The organism is Paenibacillus sp. FSL R7-269 (assembly GCF_000517865.1).
Taxonomy (GTDB): domain Bacteria; phylum Bacillota; class Bacilli; order Paenibacillales; family Paenibacillaceae; genus Paenibacillus_AQ.
Genome location: NZ_ASPS01000049.1, coordinates 24,970 through 50,443 on the forward strand (window position 1 = coordinate 24,970; position 25,474 = coordinate 50,443).

General features: G+C 44.4%; 16 protein-coding genes. 2 read left to right on the forward strand and 14 right to left on the reverse strand.

The features are described 5' to 3' along the window. Positions 1 to 21: 21 nt before the first annotated feature. Positions 22 to 3,177, forward strand: a complete 3,156-nt coding sequence (locus tag C162_RS21380; protein ID WP_051493825.1) for a hybrid sensor histidine kinase/response regulator — start codon at positions 22 to 24, stop codon at positions 3,175 to 3,177. Positions 3,178 to 3,277: 100 nt separating this feature from the next. On the opposite strand, the gene C162_RS21385 is transcribed toward C162_RS21380, so the two are convergent. From C162_RS21385 to C162_RS21415, 9 genes are all read right to left on the reverse strand, one after another. Continuing rightward, positions 3,278 to 8,551 carry an S-layer homology domain-containing protein gene (locus C162_RS21385; RefSeq protein WP_036697514.1) on the reverse strand — a complete coding sequence of 1,758 codons (5,274 nt, stop codon included), beginning with the start codon at positions 8,549 to 8,551 and terminating at the stop codon, positions 3,278 to 3,280. 260 nt (positions 8,552 to 8,811) lie between these two features. Then, entirely contained in the window at positions 8,812 to 10,596 is a 1,785-nt protein-coding gene (locus C162_RS21390) for an aminopeptidase P family protein (RefSeq protein ID WP_036697516.1), read from the reverse strand. 98 nt (positions 10,597 to 10,694) lie between these two features. Further along, positions 10,695 to 10,847 (reverse strand): hypothetical protein, encoded by a 153-nt coding sequence (locus C162_RS36075; protein ID WP_156949675.1) that lies wholly within the window; start codon positions 10,845 to 10,847, stop codon positions 10,695 to 10,697. 121 nt (positions 10,848 to 10,968) lie between these two features. Continuing rightward, complete coding sequence (locus C162_RS21395) at positions 10,969 to 12,327, reverse strand: helix-turn-helix domain-containing protein (protein WP_084649004.1); 1,359 nt, start codon at positions 12,325 to 12,327, stop codon at positions 10,969 to 10,971. Positions 12,328 to 12,733: 406 nt separating this feature from the next. Further along, positions 12,734 to 13,345, reverse strand: coding sequence for a hypothetical protein (locus C162_RS21400; protein ID WP_036697518.1), 612 nt, complete (start codon positions 13,343 to 13,345; stop codon positions 12,734 to 12,736). Beyond that, on the reverse strand, positions 13,302 to 14,075 hold the full coding sequence (locus C162_RS36080; RefSeq protein ID WP_156949676.1) for a hypothetical protein: 774 nt from the start codon (positions 14,073 to 14,075) through the stop codon (positions 13,302 to 13,304). Before C162_RS36080 ends, C162_RS21400 begins: the two co-directional genes overlap by 44 nt. Before the next feature lie 294 nt (positions 14,076 to 14,369). Next, positions 14,370 to 15,665 (reverse strand): helix-turn-helix domain-containing protein, encoded by a 1,296-nt coding sequence (locus C162_RS21405; protein WP_036697519.1) that lies wholly within the window; start codon positions 15,663 to 15,665, stop codon positions 14,370 to 14,372. A 534-nt stretch (positions 15,666 to 16,199) separates the two neighbouring features. After that, a complete protein-coding gene (locus tag C162_RS21410) occupies positions 16,200 to 17,663 on the reverse strand; it encodes a helix-turn-helix domain-containing protein (protein ID WP_235218496.1) in 1,464 nt (487 codons plus the stop codon). A 244-nt stretch (positions 17,664 to 17,907) separates the two neighbouring features. Beyond that, positions 17,908 to 18,555 (reverse strand): YdcF family protein, encoded by a 648-nt coding sequence (locus C162_RS21415; RefSeq protein ID WP_036697520.1) that lies wholly within the window; start codon positions 18,553 to 18,555, stop codon positions 17,908 to 17,910. A gap of 803 nt (positions 18,556 to 19,358) precedes the next feature. On the opposite strand from C162_RS21415, the gene C162_RS35550 reads away from it, so the two are divergent. Beyond that, positions 19,359 to 19,607: a hypothetical protein gene (locus C162_RS35550; protein ID WP_051493827.1), complete on the forward strand. Its 249-nt coding sequence runs from the start codon at positions 19,359 to 19,361 to the stop codon at positions 19,605 to 19,607. Between the two features lie 232 nt (positions 19,608 to 19,839). On the opposite strand, the gene galE is transcribed toward C162_RS35550, so the two are convergent. The 5 genes from galE to C162_RS21445 are packed head-to-tail and all read right to left on the reverse strand — an operon-like array spanning position 19,840 to position 25,467. Then, positions 19,840 to 20,847, reverse strand: coding sequence for a UDP-glucose 4-epimerase GalE (galE, locus tag C162_RS21425; protein WP_036697522.1), 1,008 nt, complete (start codon positions 20,845 to 20,847; stop codon positions 19,840 to 19,842). Positions 20,848 to 20,876: 29 nt separating this feature from the next. Further along, positions 20,877 to 21,827 (reverse strand): hypothetical protein, encoded by a 951-nt coding sequence (locus tag C162_RS21430; protein WP_036697524.1) that lies wholly within the window; start codon positions 21,825 to 21,827, stop codon positions 20,877 to 20,879. A gap of 14 nt (positions 21,828 to 21,841) precedes the next feature. Further along, entirely contained in the window at positions 21,842 to 22,807 is a 966-nt protein-coding gene (locus tag C162_RS21435) for a polysaccharide pyruvyl transferase family protein (protein ID WP_036697526.1), read from the reverse strand. A gap of 48 nt (positions 22,808 to 22,855) precedes the next feature. Further along, positions 22,856 to 24,193 (reverse strand): flippase, encoded by a 1,338-nt coding sequence (locus tag C162_RS21440; protein ID WP_036697527.1) that lies wholly within the window; start codon positions 24,191 to 24,193, stop codon positions 22,856 to 22,858. Beyond that, positions 24,190 to 25,467 (reverse strand): glycosyltransferase, encoded by a 1,278-nt coding sequence (locus C162_RS21445; RefSeq protein ID WP_036697529.1) that lies wholly within the window; start codon positions 25,465 to 25,467, stop codon positions 24,190 to 24,192. Before C162_RS21445 ends, C162_RS21440 begins: the two co-directional genes overlap by 4 nt. Positions 25,468 to 25,474: the final 7 nt, after the last annotated feature.

Here is a 25,474-nt window from a genome sequence, read left to right on the forward strand (position 1 = left end):
ACCTCGATGAGCACACACCTAATGAAGGCACGAACCAGATTCAATCCCAAGCAGGCTCTATTGCTGCTTCTCTATTTAATTATTCTAACCAGTCTGCGCTATATGTGGTTCAATGCCAATACTGCGTCTGAGCATCCTGAAGCACAGCAAGGTGTACTGGATATGCGGGGCTGGGACTTCGTGAATTCCCCGTCCATCCAGCTGGATGGAGAATGGGAGTTCTATCCCGGCCAGCTCCTGGGCTATGAGGATTCCGCTGCACTGGCTGCGTCCACACCGCATGTTGTCCAGGTTCCCGGTGACTGGAGCAGCGGCTTCCCCGAAGGGGAGCAATCCTCTCTGGGCTATGGTACATACAAGCTGCGTATACTTTTAGATCCGTCACAGACCGAGTCTTACGGCTTCTGGATTCAGCGGATTCAGGCCGCCTCCAGCATCGATATTAACGAGCAGAGAGAGACCAGCTTCGGGAAGCTGGCCGCGAATAGCGGAGACTATATCCCCAAGGCGGTCTCTTACACCGCAGCCTACGATGAGCCGGGCAGGCAGGAGATTGTTCTCCTCGTCCGGGCAGCCAACTACGACCATCCGCTGGAGGGCGGGATTGTGAGGTCGATTCGCTTCGGCTCCCAAGCAGCGGTGGATACTGAACGGATGTATTCGATCGGCTTCCAGCTGGTCAGCTTTGTGATCATGATGCTTCATGCGCTGTATGCAAGCATTCTATACTTTTTCAACCGGCGGGAGCATGTGTTCGTGCTCTTCTTCCTGCTGCTGCTCGCTGTAGCGGTCTCCATCATCGCCGACAACGATGCGATTCTGCTGATCTGGTTCCCCATTAACTATACCTGGGCGCTGAAGATCAAGCTGCTGTCCTATCCGGCGATCTCCCTGTTCATGCTGCTGCTGACGCGCAGCTTCTATACTCATGGGCGCTCCGGCCGTCTATTGAAGGGATATGTGGCTGGACTGCTTATCTACACCGTCTATGTACTCGTTCTACCTGTTCAGTTGGTGATGTATGGAAAAATATTTTTCTCTCTGCTCTATCTGCTTCCTGTAGCTGCAGTTATCTACCATATCGGCCGGATGGTTTGGCGGAAGGAACAGGACTCCTTCTTCCTGCTGTTCGCTGCTGCCGCCATCGGCTCCAGTGTCATTGGCGGCGCCCTGGAATCGAACAGCCGGATAAGTATCCAGTATTATCCCGTTGATATGATAGCAGCCATTATCGGCTTCTCCTCCTACTGGTTCAAGCGGTACTTCCGCAACGCGGAGGAGAACCGGCTGCTCAACCTGCAGCTGAAGGAGAGCGACCGGAAGAAGGACGAATTCCTGGCGAATACCTCCCATGAGCTGCGGACACCGCTGCACGGTATCATCAGCATTGCCCAGACTGTAGCCTCCAAGGAACAACAGGTGCTGGACGAACAGAGCTCTAAGGATCTGGAGCTGCTCATTACGATCAGCCGCAGAATGTCCCTGATGCTGGGCGATCTGCTCGATGTGACCCGTCTGCAGGAGAAGCGGATTGTGCTCCAGCGCGAGCCGCTGGCCATGGGTTCACTGGTCTCGGGCGTGCTGGGGATGTTCGAATTCATGATCGAGGGCAAACGGCTGCAGCTGCGTAATGAGCTTCCCGCTTCATTGCCGCCGGTCTGGGGGGATGAGAAGCGGATTGTGCAGATCCTCTATAACCTGCTGCACAATGCCATCAAGTACACGCAGGCCGGAACGGTCACCGTCTCCGCTGCAGCCGACGGCAAGCTTGCGTGGATCAGTGTAGCCGATACCGGAGCGGGGATCGACAAGGAGACGCAGGCGCGGATCTTCTCGCCGTATGAGCAAGGCAGCAAAGGCATCATTGACGGCGGCGGCATTGGTCTGGGCTTAAGCATCAGCAAGCAGCTGACCGAGCTGCATGGCGGAGATCTCACTGTTGACTCAGAGCCGGGCAAAGGGTCAGTGTTCACCTTCACCCTGCTGCTGGCCTCCTCTGCCGGGGCCCGGGAGATGGCGGACCAGGAACCAGCCTCGCAGGGGCAGCCGGACAACCCGGAACTGCAGGAGATGCTGCTGGAGGAAGGCCGGCTGCTGCTACAGCAGCCCGATATCCGCAATCTCATAGTCCCTATGGAATTAACGAATCCGCCGCAGATACAGGATGCCTCCCAGACGGCCAAGTCTCTAATTCTGGCCGTCGATGATGATCCGGTCAATCTCAAGGTGCTCGCCAGCATGCTCTCGGCAGAGCATTATCAGCTGGTCACCGCCACCAGCGCCGAGGAAGCCTTGGAGCTGCTTGGCACCGAGCCGTGGGATCTGCTGATCGCCGATGTGATGATGCCGTACATGTCCGGCTATGAATTGACGCGGATCGTCCGGCAGCGCTTCTCCATCTCGGAGCTGCCGATCCTGCTGCTCACGGCCCGCAACCAGCCTGCGGACATCTATACCGGCTTCATGGCCGGAGCCAACGACTATGTCACCAAGCCGGTAGATGCGCTGGAGCTGAAATACCGGGTCCGCTCACTGACCGGACTGAAGCAGTCCGTTACCCAGAGCCTGCGGATGGAGGCCGCTTACCTCCAGGCACAGATACAGCCGCACTTCCTGTTCAACACACTGAACGCGCTGCTGGCGCTGAGTGAATTCGACCAGCCGAAGATGCGCGATCTCGGCGAAGCCTTCTCCTCCTACCTGCGCATCAGCTTCGATTATATGAACTCGCAGCAGCTCGTCGGATTATCCCATGAGCTGGAGCTGGTAGAGTCCTATCTCTTCATTGAGAAAGCGCGCTTCGAGGAACGCCTGCAGATCGAATGGGAGGTTGATCCCGGCATCGAGCTGCTGCTTCCTCCGCTCACCCTTCAGCCGCTTGTGGAGAACGCCGTCAGACACGGCCTGCTAAGCCGCAAAGCCGGAGGCAAGCTATCGATCCGCATTCACCGCCAGAAGGGCTACACCTCCTTCGAAGTGGAGGATAACGGCAAGGGCATGAGCGAGGAACAGGTGGCCCGTCTGCTCGATGACACCTTCCTGGCCCACCGCGGCATCGGCCTGCTGAACACCAACCGGCGCCTGACCCAGCTCTACGGCGAAGGCCTCGTCATCCGCAGCCAGCCCGGGGCTGGCACTACGGTATCCTTTGTGATTCCTGAGCGGAGGCAGGGCTGATCCTTTAGCTGTGTAGCTCAGACTTTTGACCACAACATAAAGCAAAGCAGCGATTCTCCAATACCGAGAACCGCTGCTTTTTTTTGAGTTTAGATCTAATTTAGTATTTCAACTGATATAACCGGTAGATCAAGGCTGCAGCCTCTGCTTTACTGGCGGTCTGGGCAGGGCGGAAGCTCTGATCCCCGAAGCCTTCGAACAGATGCATACTCTTGGTCAACGCCACACTGGATGCCGCCCATTTCGATATTTTGGCTCCATCTGTGAAGGCTGCAATCACTGCTGCCGGCTGGGCAACAGCTGATTTACCGTTATACGCTGTAAGTGCACGTGCAAGCATTGTTGCAATCTCTTCACGTGTGATGGTTGCCTCAGGGTCAAAAGCAGCCGGCGATTTGCCGTTAATGATTCCGGCTGCATAAGCCGCAGCAATCTCATCACTGTAAGGATTGGTTGGCTTAATATCCTTGAACGGCAAGGCCAGCCCTTCCCCGTTCAACCCGTAAGCTCTGGCGATCATTGCCGCGAACTGTTCGCGGGTAATCTTGTCAGATGGAGCAAATGCTCCGCCTTCGTCCAGGATTCCCTTAGTCAACAGGTAATTGATCTCTTTAACTGCCCAGTGACTGGCAGGCACATCTGTGAATGCAGCCGCTCCAAGCATCACAGTGTACTTGCTGAAGTGTCCTCTCGGTGCCGTTACAGTTTGAGTAACAGGATCATATTTACCGCCAACCGCTTCCCAGGTAAGACTCTTCTCATTCAGGACGTACACAGTCAGATTCTCCAGATTCGCCTCTGAATATTTCGAAATATCAATGGCTGACACATCAAAGGTCACATCGATCGGCTTGGCGAAGCTCTTCACTGGCTGGCCGCCAACAGAAGCACTGAATTCCATTACAGGAAGGTTGGCCAGCGGTTCTGCCTGACGGGGTTTGTTAATTACAGCATTCTGTACAACTTCTGCTGCCAGATTAATCTTCTGGCCTGCCTCCACCTTACCGAAGGTATCCGGCTCAATGGTGAATGCCGTCTGATCCATTTGAATCTTCAATCCGGCAATATCATTCTCCTGCACCAGCGTAAGAATCTCTGATGGGAGCGTGGTATTCAGCTTATGAATCCCTTTATCCACTGGAGGTACTTTCACCGTCAGGCTCAGCTTCAGGTCAGCAGCCGTTCCGGCTCCAAGCTTGCTAGTCAGCTCTCCAGCGACGGATGCTAATGCCTGCTTGGCCGTTTCAATCTGTGCGCTGATGAATCCCGAATCCAGCTGCGATGAGACGGCGTTTCCTTCTACAGTTACATTTTCTTTGGCAATTGTAGCTTCGCCAGCTTTGTTCAGCGCGGCCTGGCTGGAATGTATAACAGCATCCTTCAGCTTCTGAACCTCTTCAGTCTTGATACCCTGCGCGTTATTCAGCACCGCAGCCGCATTATTAATGAGGGCCTGGGCAATTTCTACTGCCTTGCTGGAGCTATCCAGCTTGTTCAGTAAATAAGGCGCACTATCCACCAATTGCGTAATAGAACTCACAATCTTCTGTTTCTCTGCGGAATCCTGAATAGTTCCCAGCAGCTGCGCTGCTGAATCCATGGCCTGAGACAAGCTCTTGCTGTTCTGTTCAGCTTGTGCAGGAGTGTTAGCCGATTTGAGTGACTCGGCAATGCTGGACAGCGCATTCTGTGCTGCCGTGGCTTTCTCTGCTGCGGAGCCGGAAGTATTCTTGAGCAAGTCCTTCAGCTTGTCATTCTGCTGCTGAACATTCGCGTCAGTCCCTGTTGCCGCAGCCGGAGCGGAAGCAGCCGGTGTTGCTGCTGGTCCAGGTGCTCCTGGTCCGCTTCCCCCTGGTGCCGGTGCAGGATTAGGATTCGTACCGGTATTGCCGCCGTTACCTCCATTATCGCTTCCTGGCGGGTTAGGGCCTGGATTAACCACAGTACCTCCAGATGACTCCAGGATTACTTTTTTGTCCAGGGTATAGGTCTGTCCATCAATAGTCATCGAAGCTTTGATTACATAAGTACCGTCAGTCAAAAACTTATCATCTGTATAATCATAAGTAATTGCTCTTAGCGGATATCCCTGTAAAGTCTCTTTGGATAGCACTTTCCCCGCTTCGTTCTGAAGCTCATAAGTAGCCTCTTCCGCGTACAGAGTCTTGCTGCCCCTGCTTGATCCGCCGTTGGCAACCAGAATTTGCGGCTTCTTGATTTGTCCGATGGAGTTGCCTGCCGTATCGACCAGTCCAATCTCAAGCAAGGTCGTACCAGCGGGCCGGATCAACTTACCATTCTGCAATCCCACAATGTCCAGCCCTTTCAAGGCTGGTGGCGTAATCTGGGTGAGCGTACCCGCCTGCAGCGTTCCAGGTGCGAAATGAATATCGTACTGGTATTCGATGGCACCCTTGATTTGGTCTACACTTACTATTACATCGCCAGGAGTCACGTGTACCTGATTGGCATTGAACGCATAGCCTTGAAGTGTCGATTGGCCCGCAGTCGTATATTTAACCGCATAGATGGTCCCTGATTCAGGTGCCACCAACGTAGCCAGCGCAGACGGAGTGTCATCCATCGACAAGCTATTGTCTCCTGCACCGATTACAACCTGATCACGGTATACAAAAGTGTCTGACCGGGTATTTGCAAGCATACTGTAGGTTCCTTGAGTGGCGTAGAAATAATTCTCACCTGCAGGATTGCTGTCGATCACATAAGGAATATAATTAGCCCCTACTAAATCCTGCCGCACCACGTACAACTCGTCAGTCGGCTGATCTAAAATAACCTTGCTGACCTCCTGAAGCTCTTGTCTTGCGTCCAGCACCAGCGAATAATCCTTGCCGGGTTCTGTGTTAATGGAGCCATACATGTAGTAACCATATTTGGCCTCCACTCCAGTATGGCTTCTGTTGTAGCGTATGAAATCAACGTCTACGGCTGAAGGAGAATCTACTACCAGGAATCCCTGTGATTCAGGAGTGCGAACGTAGGAAGAGGCGATAGAAGAAGTTCCGTCGCTTCTTTTCACTATAGCCTGGATATTCGCATTATCCAGCGGAATTCCGCCCGCATAGTTCCCGCCTTCAGCCTTATCGAGGCCCCGTACACGGATGACAGCCTGTGATTGCGGATCAATGATCGCTACGTACACACTTTTGGATAAATAATCCGTCTTCTTAAAATACAGCTCACCTATATAAGAAGCCTTGTCAGCCGGAATGGTGAACGTTCCCTGCTCATCGGTGGTGCCAAGCACCTCATCATAACGGCGGATCTGCACTCCGGCCACCGGTTGCCCCTGGGCACCCGTATCATGCTGGCGTACAGTAACCGTTACCTTTTGCGCCTGGTCAACGGTCAGGTATGGCTTGTCTACCAGATCCACCAGCTTGCCATCATTGCCTCTGATCTCAATATCCAATTCGTTCTTCGGCAGAACCTTCAGCTCAGCCTCACTCAGCAATTCTCCCTGAACATAACCATTATTTATCCAGGGGTTTGGGAATAATTGAACCTTATACGTGCCTGATTTGGCAGGCTTCCAATTCCGCATGTTGATTCGCTGCGGATTGCCTTCCTGTTCCTCAGTAGACCAATACAGAGAGTCATCCGAGATCACTGCACCGCTCTCATCTGTGATGACCAGCTTATAATTACTGCTGAGATCCAGATAATTCTCGTACTCATCTGTCACCTTCACCAGAACATCTACATTCTCGCCCAGAACTAGCTGATTGCGGAGTTCAGCCTCGTCATAATAATTGGAACTCGGAACCCGGAAGCTGATTCCGGCCTTATAAGTACTGCCGCCGCTGAAGGTATACTCATCCTTAACCGGAGTGAAATATGAATTCAGCACAAGCTCATTCGGGTTGCTGTTAGCATCCGCACCGCCAAAAGTGGTGTTTGCCGTCAGGCGGTGAATTCGTTCGCCCTTAGGTACATACAGATTACCGCCTGCGGCAGGAACCCAAGAACTGATCTGATTATAGTTATATCTTTCGTTCAGATAAGATATGTTTATTTTGCCTTGTTCCCCACCCGTAGCAGGCACCTGAAAATGCAGCTTGCTGAAATCCCGGGAATGTCCATCATAGAATATTTCATGTTTTGCTTCGGTCGGCGTAATTTTATTGCGGAATATGATCCTGTCCTTGGTATCATATCCTCTTGCAATTGATGTAAATTCATATTCCCTATTCTTCTCCAGATAGATACTCTGCCCGAATAAGAGCTTAGAACCTCTCAGATTATCCAACTGTTTGTACCTGGTGTTATCAATGAGAGAATAGTTCTCTACAGATAACGGCTCACCCTCCCAGGAAGCGCGGAAGCTGATCCGGCTGTAGTCACTGGCATCCTTGATGATTTCTTTGTGTATCCCTTCTTCGGCCGCGTACAGGGAAGAGGCAGAAAGCTGGAACATGTAAGCTTCACGGTTCTCAGTGGCTATATAAGCCTGGTAATCTCCATATACCTCTCCCGTTCTGAATACCAGCACCGTATATCCCGGCACAGCAAACTGATTCACCAATCCGCTGCGTCCGGAGTTGCTCAGGAACGGCTCGGTGAACAGCTTCCCGTTGGCATTCAGATAACGGACAGCCACCATATACGTGCCCGCTTGCTCCCGGTCAGTTACGTAGATTGGCTTAGCTTCATACTGCTCGCTCCCCTGCTTAAGCAATACGAACATAACCGGACTGGTCATGAATAATCTCTGATTATCCTTAAGTTGAATCTGTCCGTTCTCATCCGTGGTATAAGAATAGGACTGATAATTCGTCCAGATCGCCACCGATCCCTTCACAAGCGGAACACCGTTATTCAGGATGGTAAACCGTACATTCTTATCATCGCTGCGGACCTCCGATTGTGTAGCACTTTCATATGTATTGGAATCCTTAGTCATCCGTTCTACAGAGATATCAATGCCCGTAGTTGAAGGCACACGGATACTCTGCGGAGGTGTCATCACCAGCCCCTGCCCGCCCGTATATTCGGCATGAAGAGAATATTCTTCACCGGCAGCCAGCCCTTCAAAAGAAAGATAATTGTACTCCATAGAAGTATACACTGCATCCAGCACAGTCAGCTTGGCTTCACTTCTCGCCTTCACCTTACTGGCTATCTCCACATCTTCTTTCATAAGTACGAACTTAACCTCATTCAGAACCTTAAGATCGCTATAAGTCACATCTACTACACTATTGACCGTAATCTTTTGTGTGCCGTCCGGGAGCCGGTCATTCGAGACTACCCCTGCTCTGAACGAGGCGGCTGATACCTCAAGCACACTTAATAACGATAATAATAAGACCAGAACCATAGAAACTGCTGTTCTTAATTTCTTCGAATACATATTCCATCTCCTTCTCCCCAGTTCAATGAACACATTTTAACTTATAGTTAGATTATTACTCCCTCCCCAGTTAATCCTATTAAGAAGACTCACAACAAGGATGTTACATTTTTTTCGCGAAAATGTCTATTACTTCCTTACCAGGGTCCCACAAAGTTAGCTTCCCCCAGCGTTTTGTCACATTTTGTCTAATATAATTCCAAAAACATACAAAAAAGACGAAGACTCTAAGGTCCCCGTCGTTCTTAATCTACTATTCCTTACAACACCAAAGCCGCCGTCTCCCGCTTCAGCCACGCCCGGTGCTCCTCATCCAGCAGCGGAGCCAGCTTATCGTACACCTCAGCATGATAATGATTCACCCAAGCCAGCTCCTCCCCGCTCAGCATAGACGTCTCAATCGCCCGGGTATCTATCGGCAAATAACAGAGGTCTTCAAATCTCAGGAATCTACCGAACTCCGTAGTCACATCCTCCGTAATCAGCAGCGTGTTCTCCGTACGGATACCATGACGGCCCTCCTTGTAGACTCCCGGCTCTACCGTGATAATCATCCCAGGCTCCAGGACAACAGGATTCGGCTTGAAGCTGAATCGCTGCGGCTCCTCATGCACATTGGAGTAATAGCCTACACCATGCCCGGTTCCGCACTTGTAATCGAGGCCGTTATCCCACATCGGCCCCCGGGCAAGAATGTCGAGGGTAGATCCGGTGGAGCCATAGAGGAACTTGGCCGTAGACAGCGCAATCACAGACTTCAGCACCAGCGTGAAATCTCTCTTCTCCTCATCCGTCAGCGGGCCAAGCGCCAGCGTGCGGGTGATATCCGTTGTCCCGTTCTGGAAGTGCGAGCCCGAATCCAGCAGATACAGGCCTCTGGCTTCCAGCTCTACCGGATGGTCGGCAGACGGCGAATAGTGCATCATCGCAGCATTCGCGCCGTAGGCAGAGATACTGGAGAAGCTTAGCTCAGCGAATAAAGGCTGCTGCCGCCGCAGCTCCAGCCCCTTCTCATCGGCTTCAAGCTCGGTCACCGGACGGAGCGGAACCGTCTCCTGCAGCCATTTGAACAGTCCGACCAGGGCGGCCGCATCCTTCAAATAGACATCCCGGATATTACGGATCTCCACCTCGTTCTTGATCGACTTAAGGGCTACTACAAGACCCGATACTTCAATACTATGAGCGGATTCCGGGATGGCCGCCGCCAGACTATATCCGGTTTTGTTCGGATCATACAGCACGGAAGCTGCTTCCGGTAGCGTCTGCAGGAACGGAAGGATGTCCTCATACTCCCTGATCTCCACGCCATCCCGGGCCAGCGTCTCCTTATCTTGCGGGGTGGCCTTATGCCCTCCGGCGAACAAGATTGCATGATGTACCCCTACTATGGCAAAAGCCGTCACGTACGGATTGAACGGAATATCCCGTCCCCGGATGTTGAACAGCCAGCACAGATCATCCAGCGCGGACAGCACATAATAATCAGCGCCCTTACGCTTCATCCCCTGCCGGACCTGCTCCAGCTTGTCCACCCGGCTGAGGCCTGCATACTCTTCGTCATGCAGCATTAATGGCTCGGCCGGAATGGCCGGTCTGTCCGTCCAGATCTCCCCTACCGGGTCGAGGTCTGTAATCGTCTGAATCCCTTTCGCCGCGAACTTGGCCTGCAAGCCCTTCATCGCGGTTACGGACAACGTTCTGCCGTCTACCGCCATACGTGCGCCTTGCGGCAATTCCTCGGCCAGCCATTCATCCCATTGCGGAACGCCAGGCTCAGCCATGCGGAACATACGGATACCGGAGCCCTCCAGCTCCCGCTCTGCTTGAATGTAGTACCTGCCATCCGTCCACAAGCCAGCATCCGCTAATGTGATCACAGCCGTTCCGGCAGAACCGGTGAAGCCGGTAATCCAGCGGCGGCTTTTCCAGTGCTCCCCCTCATATTCACTTAAGTGAGCATCCCCGCTCAACACCACACAGGCCGCTATCCCGCGCTCCGCCATCCATTCTCTTAGCTTATGTACTTTCTCCTTCGGCAACATACCAGCATCTCCTTCTCTCTATCTAGTCTACTGAATTATCATACACCTGCATCTCAAGGAAAAAAAGGAAAGACGCCGCAAAAAAAAGATGAAGACCCTCAGGTCTCCATCGTGTCACTATCGCCTTTCCGTACCAGCTGCCGCCGCTGCTTCCCCTTCTTGATCCACAGCCGGTCCTGGTCATCCCGGTAGAATCTGATCCCGAACAAGCGCAACGGTGTCCACACTTCCCTAAAATAATAATTAGGCATGGTCCATTTCTCCCAGACTATAAATAGATTTGCTCCTAATTATAGACCGGGATACCTGGTTTGTTTGTCGCATTGTGGAGGGCAATGGGGAATAGCATTACTTTTTTTGTAAAAAGACACTTTATAGGTATGCTCCAATTTGAACTTTGTATTGTTCGTTCTCTTCTTCATTTGCTTGATTCCGATGCTGCCCAAACAGATCGACACATTTAATTACATTGCTCTCGTTATTGATTCTAGCGGACGATTCCAAGCTTTGCAGGATCAATCTAATTCCTTCTTTGCGATTATCATGTAAATAGTAGGTTGCCAATTCAGCAAGGAATTGAGTGTGCTGGTCCAACATAAGCTGCCGGTTATAATCGCCAAATGCTGTCGCATACGTACGGTAAGGAATATATGAAGCAAACCGCTCCAGAATATTATCGACATTCCAGTCATAGCGGTTAGCCGATAGGATGATATTGTATAATGCTATAAATATCTCATCTGGTCGGTGGGAGATGTATTCAACATATTCAGAGAGCGCCTCATACTGTCCAGCCATTACCCGATAGAGTAGTCTGTTTGCGGTACCCCACTCCTGGAACTGAGCCACAGTCCGCTTCACTTCTTCATTGTCTTCCTGTATCCAGCTTCCATCCATATAGAGGGATACCCAATCTAATGCCGAATTGAAGTCTCCTAATTCCTCACACACAGTTGAACGGATAAGCTGTGCGTACAGGATATAGAAGTACAGGGGTTTTTCAGTTTTTTTCTCGTTACTCTCTCTGCGGTTTGACTGCCACTGGAGATTATAACGAATAGTTGCTAATTGCAGCATCTTGTTAGCGAGTTCATCCACCTTATGCCACCGATTCATTGAACCGTAGACATGACCCAAATGATTCAACCCGTCTAATTGATCCGCTTCATCCAGCCGGTCCAGGTAGCCTTCGAAGAGGTGCGCAGCCTGTAAATTCCGCGCTTGGTCATCACCTATGGCAATTAGGAAAAGACGGTATTGGCATAACGCAAGTCGCTCGGAATTCTGATACTTCTCACTGGCACTCACATTCTTATACAGCAATTCGGCAGCTTCCCACAGCCCCTCTCGAAACAGGCCTTCAGCTACTTCGAACAGCATGGGGGCATAGACCAGATTCTCCAGCAGATTCTGAACCACCCGTTCAACGCAATCCAGACGGCCCAGCTCAGCGGAGCGCACAAGAAAAGGCCGCAGACGCCGCCAGGTGGGTGACGAGAAAAAGAAACATTCATCCACATATAAGATATAGAAATGATCCTCCGGCAGATCCATCGCCTGGGTGATTCGCTCCAGATGGTTCATAGCAATGGGCTGCTGACCACTAAGTATCCGGCTAAGCGTTCCTGAATTAATTCCGGATTGTCCGGAGAATTGATGAATAGACATACCCCTCTGCGACAAATACGACGCTAGTAGATCGCGAATCATAGTTCTAGTAGTAGGGACCACGCAAACACCACCTAACTGGAATCCAATATAATTTCTTTTATAGTTGTAATAATATGTCACAATATTCCAATGGTCAATAACGTAGAATACTACAGATTGGTATAATCCGTGAACTACAGGCAAGCGGCTTGCCATTATGATAAAAAAATAGAGACCCTATTGGTCTCATAAGGTCTCTGTCGTTTCGAAATCATATTTGCTTAGCCGCTGTCTTTGCTGTCTTTGCTGTCTTTGCTGTTTCCCAAGCTTCACCCACGCCGATGCGCAACATCCTGGTAGAATCGAACTGTATCCATCGCGAAGGTGTCGTGCCTTACCTGCGGAACCAGCGCTTAATCTGCTCCAGCGAACCCTTCGCTTCCGGGCCATTATAGCCGAAGGCATTGCCAATCATCTTAATTCTTTTTTAAAATTTGTATTGTTCCAAAAAAGTTGTTACAGAATTAACAGTTCTATTCAGTTCTTGAAACTCAATGGGTTTATCATTGGATATTATAGTTATTTTAATCAATATATTATTATAAGATAGTATACATTCGTTAAACTTTTGAAAGAATGGATTTTCTCTAGAAGTCTCTGTAGATGCTGGCAAAAAAATCATATCTTTACCTACTGAAGAGTGTAAATAAATCAAATCAATTAGAGCTAAGTTTTCATTCTTTTTATTCGTATAAATGATTCTTTCTTGTGTTTCTTGATTGGTTTGTTCACCTGTCAATGTTAAAATAGATCTCTTACCAAATGACGCTTCTTTGTCAATTGCCACCAAGTTAACATTATCAGTTTTTTCAGTTATTTCCGAATCTGCTATCTTAAGTTCTTTTATCATATTATCAAATAAAGATCTGTACTGATTATATGATATAGGTAATTCATCGTTCTTGAGTACTTCATCATGAGATTTAACGTCACAGGAAGAAACGGTTAAAGCTACTAGTATAACTAAAAAAAGAGGTAGAGTTCTTCTACAAAACTTAAATTTTATGATCTGCATAGACATACTTTGTAACTGAATCATTAACAGCCCAACCAGACTCACCTGTGTAGTACAATCCTACTAAAGAAGAAGTGCCTTTGATATACTTTTTCCATCTCGCTTGTCCTTGACCATAACCGCCACCTTGATATTTAGTGAAGGATGCAGCCCATCCTGAAGGAACATTTACTGGTCCCATTTCGATAGTTGTACTAGCGTATGATGTTTTAGATTTACTCCAATTTCCACCTAATGAAACTGTTAAACTAGATAAGAATTTCGGGCCAAATTCAGCCTCGGCTGAAATATTTGCACCAACTGACCATTGTGTTGTAATTGAGTTTTGTTGAGTGTATTTTAGTGGCAATGGTTGAGAACTATGGTTATCAATAGACACTTTAGAAACATAAAATCTATAGTCATCTAGTTGTGTAGAACTTAAAGTCCAGCCGTCAAAAGCGTAAGTATAGTTGCTATCACTCCAAGATTGTGTCCCAATGGTACCCTTGGTTGCATTTCCTAATGCAGAAGGGACAATGTACGGTACTATTTTCTTATTACCATTCAGATCAACTTCCCAAGCAGTAGGGGGGGCAGGTTCGTATTGCTTCTGACGTTCAATTTCTTGTTGATCAGGAACAGAAGTAAATACATTAGTTGATGAAGAGGTTGAATTATCAACATTTGTGCTGGATTCAGCATTAATGCTGGCAGGATAAATCGAGCATAAAAGTCCAAAGGTAGCTAACATTGTCAAAGCTTTCTTGTTCATAAATACACTCCTGATATTATATTTTAGTTTGGAATCTTTAGAAAAAACCTATTTTTAGGTTTAGAAAAATATTCCACTAATGTTCTTGATTATACATGTAATATCGTAGAAATAAATCCAAAAGATAGTATTTTATTGTTAGTTCTATGTCCGTTTGGGCTTTTCCCTCCGCCTGTTCCCCAAGGTGGCAGAAACCCGGCGTTGGAGCGCCTCGCCAGTAACAAGGGATTCGTGCTACAGGTCGAGCCGCAATATATACAAATAACGCTCCCGATAAACCGGGAACGTTTTGACTTATAGGTATACTCCAATTTGAACTTTGTATTGTTGATTCTCTTCTTCATCTGCTTGATTCCGATGTTGCCCAAACAGATCGACACATTTGATTACATTGCTCTCATTATTGATTCTAGCAGACGATTCCAAGCTTTGCAGGATGAATTTAATTCCTTCTTTGCGATTGTCATGTAAATAATAGGCTGCCAATTCAGCAAGGAATTTAGTGTGTTGGTCCAACATAATCTGCCGATTATATTCGCCAAATTCTGTAGAATACTTCCGGTAAGGAATATAGGAAGCAAATCGCTCCAGAATATAATCAACATTCCAGTCATAGCGGTTAGCCGACAAGATAATATTGTATAACGCTATAAATATCTCATCTGGTCGGTGAGAGATATATTCAACGTATTCAGGGAGCGACTCATGTTGTCCTCCCAGCACCTGATAGAGCAGTCTATTCGCGGTACCCCACTCTTGGAACTGAGCCATAGTCCGCTTCACTTCTTCATTGTCCTCCTGTATCCAGCTCCCATCCATATAGAGAGACACCCAATCTAATGCCGAATTGTAGTCTCCTAATTCCTTACACACAGCTGAACGGATAAGCTGCGCGTACAGGATATAGAAGTATAGGGGTTTTTCGGTTTTTTTCTCGTTACTCTCTCTACGGTCCGACTGCCGCTGTAGATTATAACGAATAGTTGCTAATTGCTGCATCTTCTCTGCGATTTCATCCATCTTATGCCACCGATTCATTGAACCATAGACATGCCCCAAATGCTTCAACCCGTCCAATTGATCCGCTTCATCCAGCCGGTCCAGGTAACATTCGAAGAGATGCGCCGCCTGCAAATTCTTCGTCTGGTCATCACCAATGGCGATACGGAACAGACGGTATTGGCATAACGCGAGTCTCTCGGAATTCTGATACTTCTCACTGACACTCACATTCTTATACAGCAATTCAGCAGCCTGCCACAGCCCCTCTCGAAACAGTCCTTCGGCCACTTCGAACAGCATGGGGGCATAGACCAGATTCTCCAGCAGATTCTGAACAACTTGTTCAACGCAATCCAGACGGCCCAGCTCAGCCGATCGCACAAGAAAAGGCCGCAGACGCCGCCAATTGGGTGAAGAGAAATAGAAACATTCATCCACGTATAAGCTGTAAAAATGATCCTCCGGCAGATCCATTGCCTTGGTGATTCTCTCCAGATGGTTCATAGCAATGGGCTGCTGACCACTAAGTATCCGGCTGAGCGTTCCTGAATTAATTCCGGATTGTCCAGAGAATTGATGAATAGACATTCCCTTCTGCGACAAATGCAACGCTAATAGATCGCGAATCATAGTTCTAGTAGTAGGGACCACGCAAACACCACCTAACTGGAATCTAATATAATTTCTTTTATAGTTGTAATAATATGTCACATTATTCCAATGGTCAATAACGTAGAATACTACAGATTAGTATAATCCGTGAACTACAGGCAAGAGGTTTGCCATGATCGCAAAAAAAGAGACCCTATGAGTCTCATAAGGTCTCTGCCTCAGCCTACGGCTGTTTCCAACGCTTCACCCGCTGCCGTCCTGGTCTCCCCGTTACCTGCGGAACCGGCGCTTAATCTGCTCCAGCGAGCCTATTTGCTTCAAATCAAATAACGCTCCCGATATACCGGGAACGTCGTTTGCTCTGCGTAATGACTTGAAATCATATCATTGCTACCCGATAAGCATCAACCATCACCTAAACCGTGATTCATAATTTGAATAAGACTTTGAGTGCTGATGTTTGCTACAGGCCCAGCAATACCAACAGTTATAATAATAGCAATAGCCAGACTACAGGAAGCTAGAAGCTTGAACAATTTTCTTTTCATGTGAATCCTGCACCTCCCTAACTAGAAGTTTGTATTGCTCTTTCTCTTCTTCATCTGCAAGATGCCGGTGCTGTTCGAACAAATCAACACATTTGATGATATTGCTCTCATCATTGATTCTAGCAGATGATTCCATACTTTGGAGGATGAAGATAACCCCTTCTTTACGCTTGTTATGTAAATAATAGGTTGCTATTTCAGCAAGAAATCTGGAGTATTGGCTGGCAATGACTTGTTTGTTATGAAGAATGCCATACTCTTCAAGATTTGTCCGGTAAGGAATATAGGCAGCAAAACGCTCCAGAATAGAATCAACATTCCAGTCATAACGATTAGCCGACAAGATAATATTGTATATCCCTATGAATATCTCATCTGGTCGGTGAGAGATATATTCGACATATGCTGAGAGTACTTCGGACTGTCCTCCCAGTACCTGATAGAGCAGTCTGTTTGCGGTACCCCACTCCTGGAACTGAGCCACATTCCGCTTCACTTCTTCATTGTCCTCCTGTATCCAGTTCCCATCCATATAGAGGGATATCCAATTTAATGCCGAATTGTAGTCCCCTAACTCCTTACATACAGCTGAACGGATAAGCTGAGCGTACAAGATATAGAAGTACAGAGGTTTTTCGGTTTTTTTCTCGTTACTCTCTCTACGGTCCGACTGACGCTGAAGATTATAACGAAGAGTTGCTACTTGCTGCATTTGCTTCGCCAACTCACCCACCTTATGCCACTTGTTCAATGAAACATATACATGAGCGAGATGCTTCAATCCATCCAATTGATCCGCTTCATCCAGCCGGTCCAGGTAACATTCGAAGAGATGTGCTGCCTGTAAATTCCGCGCCTGGTCATCACCAATGGCGATACGGAACAGACGGTATTGGCACAACGCGAGTCGCTCGGAATTCTGATACTTCTCACTGACACTCACATTCTTATACAACAATTCGGCAGCCTGCCACAGCCCCTCTTGAAACAGCCCTTCAGCCACTTCGAACAGCATGGGGGCATAGACCAGATTCTCCAGCAGATTCTGAACCACCTGTTCAACGCAATCCAGACGGCCCAGCTCAGCGGAGCGCACAAGAAATGGCCGCAGACGCCGCCAGGTGGGCGACGAGAAAAAGAAACACTCATCCACATATAAGCTGTAGAAATGATCCTCCGGCAGATCCATCGCCTTGGTGATTCGCTCCAGATGGTTCATAGCAATGGGCTGGTGACCACTAAGTATCCGGCTGAGCGTTCCTGAATTAATTCCGGATTGTATGGAGAACTGATGAATAGACATTCCCTTCTGCGACAAATGCAACGCTAATAGATCACGAATCATCGTTCTAGTAATAGGGACCACGCAAACACCACCTAACTGGAATCCAATATAATTTCTTTTATAGTTGTAATAATATGTCACATTATTCCACTGGTCAATAACGTAGAATGCTGCAGATTAGTCTAATCCGTGAACTACAGGCAAGAGGTTTGCCATTATGGTAAAAAAATAGAGACCCTATTGGTCTCATAAGGTCTCTGTCGTTTCGAAATCATATTTGCTTAGCCGCTGTCTCTGCTGTTTATGCTGTTTCCCAAGCTTCACCCACGCCGATCCGCAACATCCCGGTAGAACCTAACGGTATCCATCGCGAAGGTGTCGTGCCTTATCGGCGGAACCAGCGCTTAATCTGCTCCAGCGAGCCTTTCGCTTCCGGGCCATTGTAGCCGAAGGCATTGCCAATCATCTTAATGTATTCATTAAAAGTCGTCTCCCGGCTATACCGGTCACTCCACCACGCCTTGGCGTTATAACCCGAATCCGCCCCAATATACGTCAGCTCAATCCCCGACTTCCTATACACATGATCGAAGATAAACTTCACCCGCCGCATATGAAAATCCGACGACACCACAATCGCCGACTTAAAGCCCTTCTGCTGCATAATCGGGAGCGTGAGCTGGGCGTTCTGGTAGGTGCTCTCAGCAGCATCCTCCGTCAGAATAGCGGACTCCGGGATGCCCATGGAAAGAGCCGTTCCGCGCATGTCACCGGCGGGGCCGGTGATCTCCTTAGCATTAGACAGCAGGAGCTGCGGCGCATAGCCTTTTTGAAACAGCTGAACCCCTTGCTCCACCCGCCCTCCCCCGCCGCTGAGGATGATGATGACGTCTGCTTGTTTCGGAGTCTCAGATACGGGAAGGAAGCGTCCCGCACCCAAGAACAGCACGACTATTAACAGAACAGGCAAGTACAGAAAGAGAATTCTTTTTCTGCGCTTGCCCGGCTTGTTCTTGAATATTTTATTTATCATTGATTATTTCCTCGTATTAAAAAAATAGTATGGCAGGTGCAACAAGTATTTTATCTTAATCTCTTGCAGTTAGACCTTAGTGTATCACCTTAAAGCATTTATCCCTATATAGACTGAACTAAAGAATTTCATATAGAAAAATTGTCGACTCCTAGATAGGTAATAGAAAGTAACAACCATTTAGGACGTGATTTCATGACAACCACCGATATGAAAAACATAAGCTTGCAGCAGCTCTTCGTCAAAATTCTGACAAACGGATGTTTGAGTGTTATTTGGAGGTTTCACACCGTCTTGAGGGGCGAACGATCAAGGATATTTCTAAGATGATCAAGCGCACAGAAAAAACAACTGCCAAGTTACATTCATAACTATGAGCGTGACGGAATCAAAAGTCTTACGCTGGGACATTCACCAGGCTATCCACGCCGACATACCGACTAGAAGAAGCAGAATCTAGCAGTACTGTAGCAACCAAGCGTCCCGTCGACGTTGGCCTCGAAGCCAAGTATACCTGGACGCTTAAGCTGGCCATGCTCTTTGTCGAGTGGGAATTCGGTGAAACCTACACGAAAAAGGAATGTCCGTCTTGCTGCACCGGCTCGGATTTAGCCATGCCAAGGCAACCTACACTATGGAACTTACCGATACTTCGAAGCAGGAAACGTTCAGGTCAGAACCCTCTCCTGCACTAAAAAAGCTAATCAACTATTTGTTGTTTGAGGACGATTGTATCAATCGGGCATATCAGTCGCTGCAATACACCTGGTTTCCGGTAGACCAGCAGCGAAAGGTGCCGACATATGGTCGACCTGAAGGTTGCAAAATTGTTTGGTATCCTGAACTATGAGACGGGGCACGTTCTTTACCGAGATGGCGAGCGATATGCCCCTGTACTCATCCAGTTTCTTGATGCTGTCCGGAAGTCTTATGCGAAAGGTAAGATTGGAACGATTCCGGACAACAGCCGGATTGATCGTGCTGAACAGGTGCAAACCTACCTGCAAAAGCATACACAGCTGCAGTTTGTTTTCCTGCCCAAGTACCACTAAGGCTCAACTTGGTTGAAGGGCTATGGAAATGGCTATTTTACAAAAGTTCTAACACATTCGCATCAACATCGCTGCTTTCATGAAACGCGTCAATGATAACTCGTTTGAGGTCATTAATCGGCTTTGTATACGAATGTAATTCAAAAGTTCAGTCTATATAGCATAAATAATAAAACACGAAAATACAAAAAATATAGATCGGCTCAACATCTTAAAATAAGATATTGTCTTTTCACAAGTCGCTTTTTTTATTTTGACTAATTTGAAATCTCCATGTATCACGACACATTTCAATAAGACTTCTTTTTGCAACCCAGTTTAGTTCTTCTTTAGCCTTATTCACATTTGCATAACATTCAGCTATATCCCCCGGCCTCCGTTTAACATATATATATGGTATTTTCAATCCTGTCGCTTTTTCAAAAGCACCAATCAACTGTAGTACAGAAGTACCAATACCAGTACCCAAATTATATATGTTCGCACCTTCAACTACTTTCTCCATAGCTAAAACGTGTCCTTCTGCTAAATCCATAATATGAATATAATCCCTTACTCCTGTACCATCAATTGTAGGATAATCATTCCCGTAAATTTTTAGATTATCTAGTTCTTTATCTGCCACTTGAGCTATGTAAGGCATTAGATTATTAGGAATACCATTAGGTAGTTCACCAATTAATCCACTAGTATGAGCACCGACTGGATTAAAGTATCTTAATACTACCACAGAAAAAGACTCATCTATTCTTGCCAAATCCGCTAAAATCCGCTCACTCATAACTTTAGTTTCACCATATGGATTTGTAGTTGGTAGAAGTTCCATTGTTTCGATGAAAGGAACTTTATTTTCCCCATAGACTGTAGCTGATGAACTAAAAACAAACTTTTTCACTCCATATTTCTTACAAACTTTTGCAAGTATCATGGTACTAACAATATTATTATAATAGTAGTCTAGAGGTTGATTTACCGATTCTCCAACTGCCTTTAAACCAGCAAAATGAATAACTCCATCAAATGAGTGATTACTAAACACTTCATTAACCGCAACTTCATTTGTAACATCAATCAAATAGAATTGGATCTTTTTTTTAGTGATCCTTTCAACCTTTTCAATTATTTCGGCTCTACTATTACGTAAGTCATCAACTACCACAACTGAATGTCCTGCCTCTAATAATGCAATACATGTATGTGATCCTATGTAGCCTGCACCACCAGTCACTAATATTTCCATTAATCGATCCTCTATTTCTAAAAATTTTATTAATTCCTAAAAAAGCGTGAAATTCTCCTTGCAACTTTAACTAAATAATTAGGATATATGATCTTGTAATATAAATAGTCATATTTTCTATTTGCTAATACAACTTGAGGATGATCTAATGGAGTCTCCAATTCTTTAACCTCCATAAAGAAAAAGGAAGCAATTTTCTTGGGAAGTCTTTTTATATTGCCAGAATGAGTAGATGATTCTCCGATTCCAATATTAGTGATTTGGTTATATTTTGGAACAATAGATAGCCAAGAATTGATATGTCTAGTAAAACCCCACTGAAAATCCCAATATGATAATTTTATATTTTTATCTAAATCATCTTTAGTCTTTTGCCAAGTGTCTAAGCGTTTTTTCGCTGCAAATTTAGGAGTTATATCTAACAAGACATTATTTTTGATATACATATCATCTAATTGCTTTAATCCATAATCATATCTATTCCAGCGGTCTTTCCATGTAGCCCAACCCCATATAGCACCAGATTTCACAAATCCGTACGAACTTCCTCCAAAGTCGAATTCTTTAAAATAGTTCAGCCCACTAATCATTCCAACTCTATAATCATCTTTGTATTTTGAAAGCATTTCATCACAAAATCCAAAAAAAGAATTTGCAGGCACGCAATCATCTTCTAAAAAAATTGCATTATCTACGTGTTCAAAAACCCAAGATATTCCAGAATAAGGTCTTATACCACACCCTAAATTGACATCAGCATAATTTTTAAAAACGCTACACTCCCAATCGATATCTTCAACAATTTCCCTGCATCTCTCCATGTTTTTAATATCCGATTTATTTCCTTCTCTATGCCCGTCTTGTATTAAAAACAATTTGGAGGGTCTTGCTTCTTTGATTTTTTCGAAAACTAATCTTAAAGTTTCAGGCCTACAAAAAAAAATTAATGCAACCGGTACATTTAAATCAGCTTTATACATTTCCTCACCTAGTTTCAATTATTATTGGTAAATTGAGTTTTCCATTTATTAATATTATCAATCGGGATTTTTATATCAGTAGAAAATTTTTCGTTAATTAACTTTGGTAATGAATCAATTTCACTACGAGTAATACAGGTCAAATTAAAATCTTTTTGCTTCTCAATGGCTCTATTATCAATCCCTATTATTATACTTCTCTTTTTCTTTTGAAGAGCACGAATACCCGCATGTAATCTAGTTCCTATATAGTCGATGTCTTTTTCTAAAATCTCATCGTACGCTTTTAAGTTTGGAGCAACTAAATGGATATTATTGTTTTTAGGAACTAACTCACAAAAATAATCATAATCCTTAATCCCTTGCAACCACAAATAAACATTTTTATAATTATTAGACAAAATGTTCAGCATTTCTCTGTCTTTAGCAAAATCTTTATTATAATCAGTTAAAGTGCAAACTACATTTTGTGCTTTATTTGTAGGTATTTCAAGACAATGCTCTTCGGTCAAACTCCACATGGTTGGGCAAGAAGTATTTATCACATTTTCAAACCCCATTTTTTTCAATTGCATTTCAGTATAGGAGTCTCTTACAGAGTGTAGATATTTCATAGATAAAACTTTTTTATAAAGCATTTTCGTGTAAATATTGGGTTCATCACCATATTGCCACCACCCTACCCCTACTAGAATAGAGTTCTTCATTCTAGCTGCATTAAAAATATTTATATCCCACTGTCTAAATAATCTATTCATTTTTCCTCTTAATAAGTTGCTTCCACAAACGAAGTTAAAATCCGAATCTTTTAGATGTCTCAAATATCTTGAAACTGGTAAATGTGTAGAAATCTCTACTATAAATGCCTCTTTTAATACATTCTCTAACTGATTAAAAGCTCCATCAAATATAATGTGATCACCTATATTTAAGCTACTAACAGCTGGATTATAAAGAACTATTTTCTTCTGAATTTCCACAAGTCATCCTCCATTTTAATCTCATATTATTCCCTCTTTACTTACCATTTATTTCAATAACCATTTTCTAATCGGATACATAAATGCCCTAATAATCATTATTGAGTTTAATCTTATATCTTTGATAAATAAAGGAACCACAAAATTTGAAAAGAACTGAGTAATCAATGTGGCAATCGCCGCTCCGTTCCCACCCATTTTTGGTATTAGAATTAAATTAAGTGTAATATTCATTATTAATCCTGAAAAAACTAAAACAATAGAATATTTCTGATAATTTTCACAAACATACCAAACAGATGCTACACTCCCTAACATTGCAAAAATCCCAGCCCAAATATTCGTCAATAAAATATCAGAAGCCTTAAAATAAGCAGCACCAAAAAGAATATTAACTATGATTTTAGAAGTTAAAAGAACGAACACTCCGAAACTGATACTTATCCAAGCTATTATAGTGTACAAAAATTGCACTGATTCAATATAGGTATCATCATTGGTTTTCTTTTTTTTCATTATAATTGGTTTAAACGATGTTATTATTGCCATGGGTATAAAATACCACATTTCTGAAATTTGCACTGCTGCAGAATAAACTCCTAATTCTTCTTTATTTTCTATTATTGATCCCAACATTACTTGATCAATTTTCATATAAATCGTAATCATCAAACCAGAAATCATAATATACCAGCTTTGTGAAATAATTTTCTTACTATAAGTTAAATTGAATTTCCATTTATTTTTATTTTCTCTTTTATTAAAGTAGGCTAATATAAGTGCAAAACCAATAATAATAGCATCAAACATGTACACTAAGGAAAAATGTATTATATTACCTTTCAATATAATGACCAATATTTTTAACAAAGCAGATATTACGTATGTCCCCATGCGAATAACAGATGATATTTTAGATTTTTGATAAGCTTGAACCCAGTATTCAATTACTTCAAGTGATTTAAATAACATTGTAAAGGACATTATTAATACAATAATATGTATATTATTATGATTAGGCTCTAAAATACGTATTAATAATGAAGCAAAAACAGTTAATATTAAGCCACCAGATATTCTTAAGATTAAACTTGTGCATAATATTGTTCCTTCATCATCTTCTTTATTTATTATTGCTCTAACAGTTAGAGTTTCAAGCCCTAATGTTGAAAATGCCGTAAACAATGCAACAAAGGAAGTAGCATAACTATATTGACCGTATATTTCCGGCCCGAAATATCTGGTACTTAAAGCTGTTACAAATACTCCTATTATCATAAAGAAAATCCTATCACTAACAAGCCAACCGGAATTCTTTATGGTTTTCAATGCAACTTCATTATTCAATATATTTTTTTTGATTTTTTTGATTTTTTGTATATTCAAGTTTCGTTCCCTCTTAACAGAATGCTATTATAAATTTCTTGCAGCATAGATATATTTTTTTCTCTATTATGAGTATTCCAAGCACGCTTTCTGCTCCTCTCAGAAAACAAAGATGCAATCTCATCATTTGCGAAAATTTCACAAATATAATGTGCCAGCATGTAAGGAGCATCTGCTTGATAAATAAATCCTTCCTTTTTATGAGTCAGCATATCTGATACACCTCCAACATCCGAAGCTACAGAGGGAACTCCTAATAGCATAGCTTCGCCCAAAGAGTTAGGACTATTCTCTATTGCAGAAGGGCAGACAAATACATTAGACTTCAAGTACCTTTCACACATTTCCTCCTCATTTAATAAACCAGTAAAAAAAACACTTCTCTCCAGATTATTTCGTTTAATTATTTTTTTAATATATTTACCATAGTAAGTAAGCTGTAATTTTTCCATGATCATGTCAGCCTGAGTTATATTCTTCCCACTTATATATAGCTTAGCATCCGAAAATCGTTTTAATATTAATGGCATTGCTTCAAGAACATAGTGAAGACCTTTTATAGGATAATGTGCCTGGCTTAAAAAAATGGAGTGTTTTTCACATTGTTTTTTGTTCCATTGATAATTATAAAATTGCTCCCTCACAGTCTCATTACACATATAGTACATGGCATTTGGATTTATCTGAGAAGTACATGCTTTATCCCATGTTGTTCGACCTATAATATAATTCACTTTCTTTAACGCTTCAATTTCATTTTTGCCTCTTTTTAAATAGAGCTTATACAATCCATAGACATTATCTTTTCTTAAAATATTCCTTAAAGTCGCACCAAAAATAACCCTAAACGGTAGATTTGAAAAGATGTGTTTTGCTATAACAGATACTAGCCCTTGAATACTAATAATAGTTCTTATGTTCTTGTTAATACTAACATTAATAAAGGATAATGTATGAGCCAACTCCGTACCATGAATATGTAGAATATCCGGCTTGACTTCATCAATTATTTTTTCAAAAGTAGGATTAAAATTCATCTTTTTCTTATTCTTCTCTTTTACAGGTTCAAATGCATAATATAAAATATCTTTACCTTGAATTTTTATATATTCTTTCACCTTTAATTTTGGAAAAGCAATGGTTAATTCAACATTAGGTAAGCTCGACAAGTTATTCGCCACATTAATTAACCAACCTCCAAATGGTGAAGGCTTTTCATTCATCAGCAAACTTGCCTCAGGTAAAGGAACATTTATTAAAAATAAAATTTTCACAGATATT

Coding starts and splice junctions, on each gene's coding strand:
- C162_RS21380 (WP_051493825.1), top strand. CDS start 22: ATGAAGGCACGAACCAGATTCAATCCCAAGCAGGCTCTATTGCTGCTT.
- C162_RS21385 (WP_036697514.1), bottom strand. CDS start 8,551: ATGTATTCGAAGAAATTAAGAACAGCAGTTTCTATGGTTCTGGTCTTA.
- C162_RS21390 (WP_036697516.1), bottom strand. CDS start 10,596: ATGTTGCCGAAGGAGAAAGTACATAAGCTAAGAGAATGGATGGCGGAG.
- C162_RS36075 (WP_156949675.1), bottom strand. CDS start 10,847: ATGCCTAATTATTATTTTAGGGAAGTGTGGACACCGTTGCGCTTGTTC.
- C162_RS21400 (WP_036697518.1), bottom strand. CDS start 13,345: ATGATTCAGTTACAAAGTATGTCTATGCAGATCATAAAATTTAAGTTT.
- C162_RS36080 (WP_156949676.1), bottom strand. CDS start 14,075: ATGAACAAGAAAGCTTTGACAATGTTAGCTACCTTTGGACTTTTATGC.
- C162_RS21405 (WP_036697519.1), bottom strand. CDS start 15,665: ATGTCTATTCATCAATTCTCTGGACAATCCGGAATTAATTCAGGAACG.
- C162_RS21415 (WP_036697520.1), bottom strand. CDS start 18,555: ATGATAAATAAAATATTCAAGAACAAGCCGGGCAAGCGCAGAAAAAGA.
- C162_RS35550 (WP_051493827.1), top strand. CDS start 19,359: ATGGTCGACCTGAAGGTTGCAAAATTGTTTGGTATCCTGAACTATGAG.
- galE (WP_036697522.1), bottom strand. CDS start 20,847: ATGGAAATATTAGTGACTGGTGGTGCAGGCTACATAGGATCACATACA.
- C162_RS21430 (WP_036697524.1), bottom strand. CDS start 21,827: ATGTATAAAGCTGATTTAAATGTACCGGTTGCATTAATTTTTTTTTGT.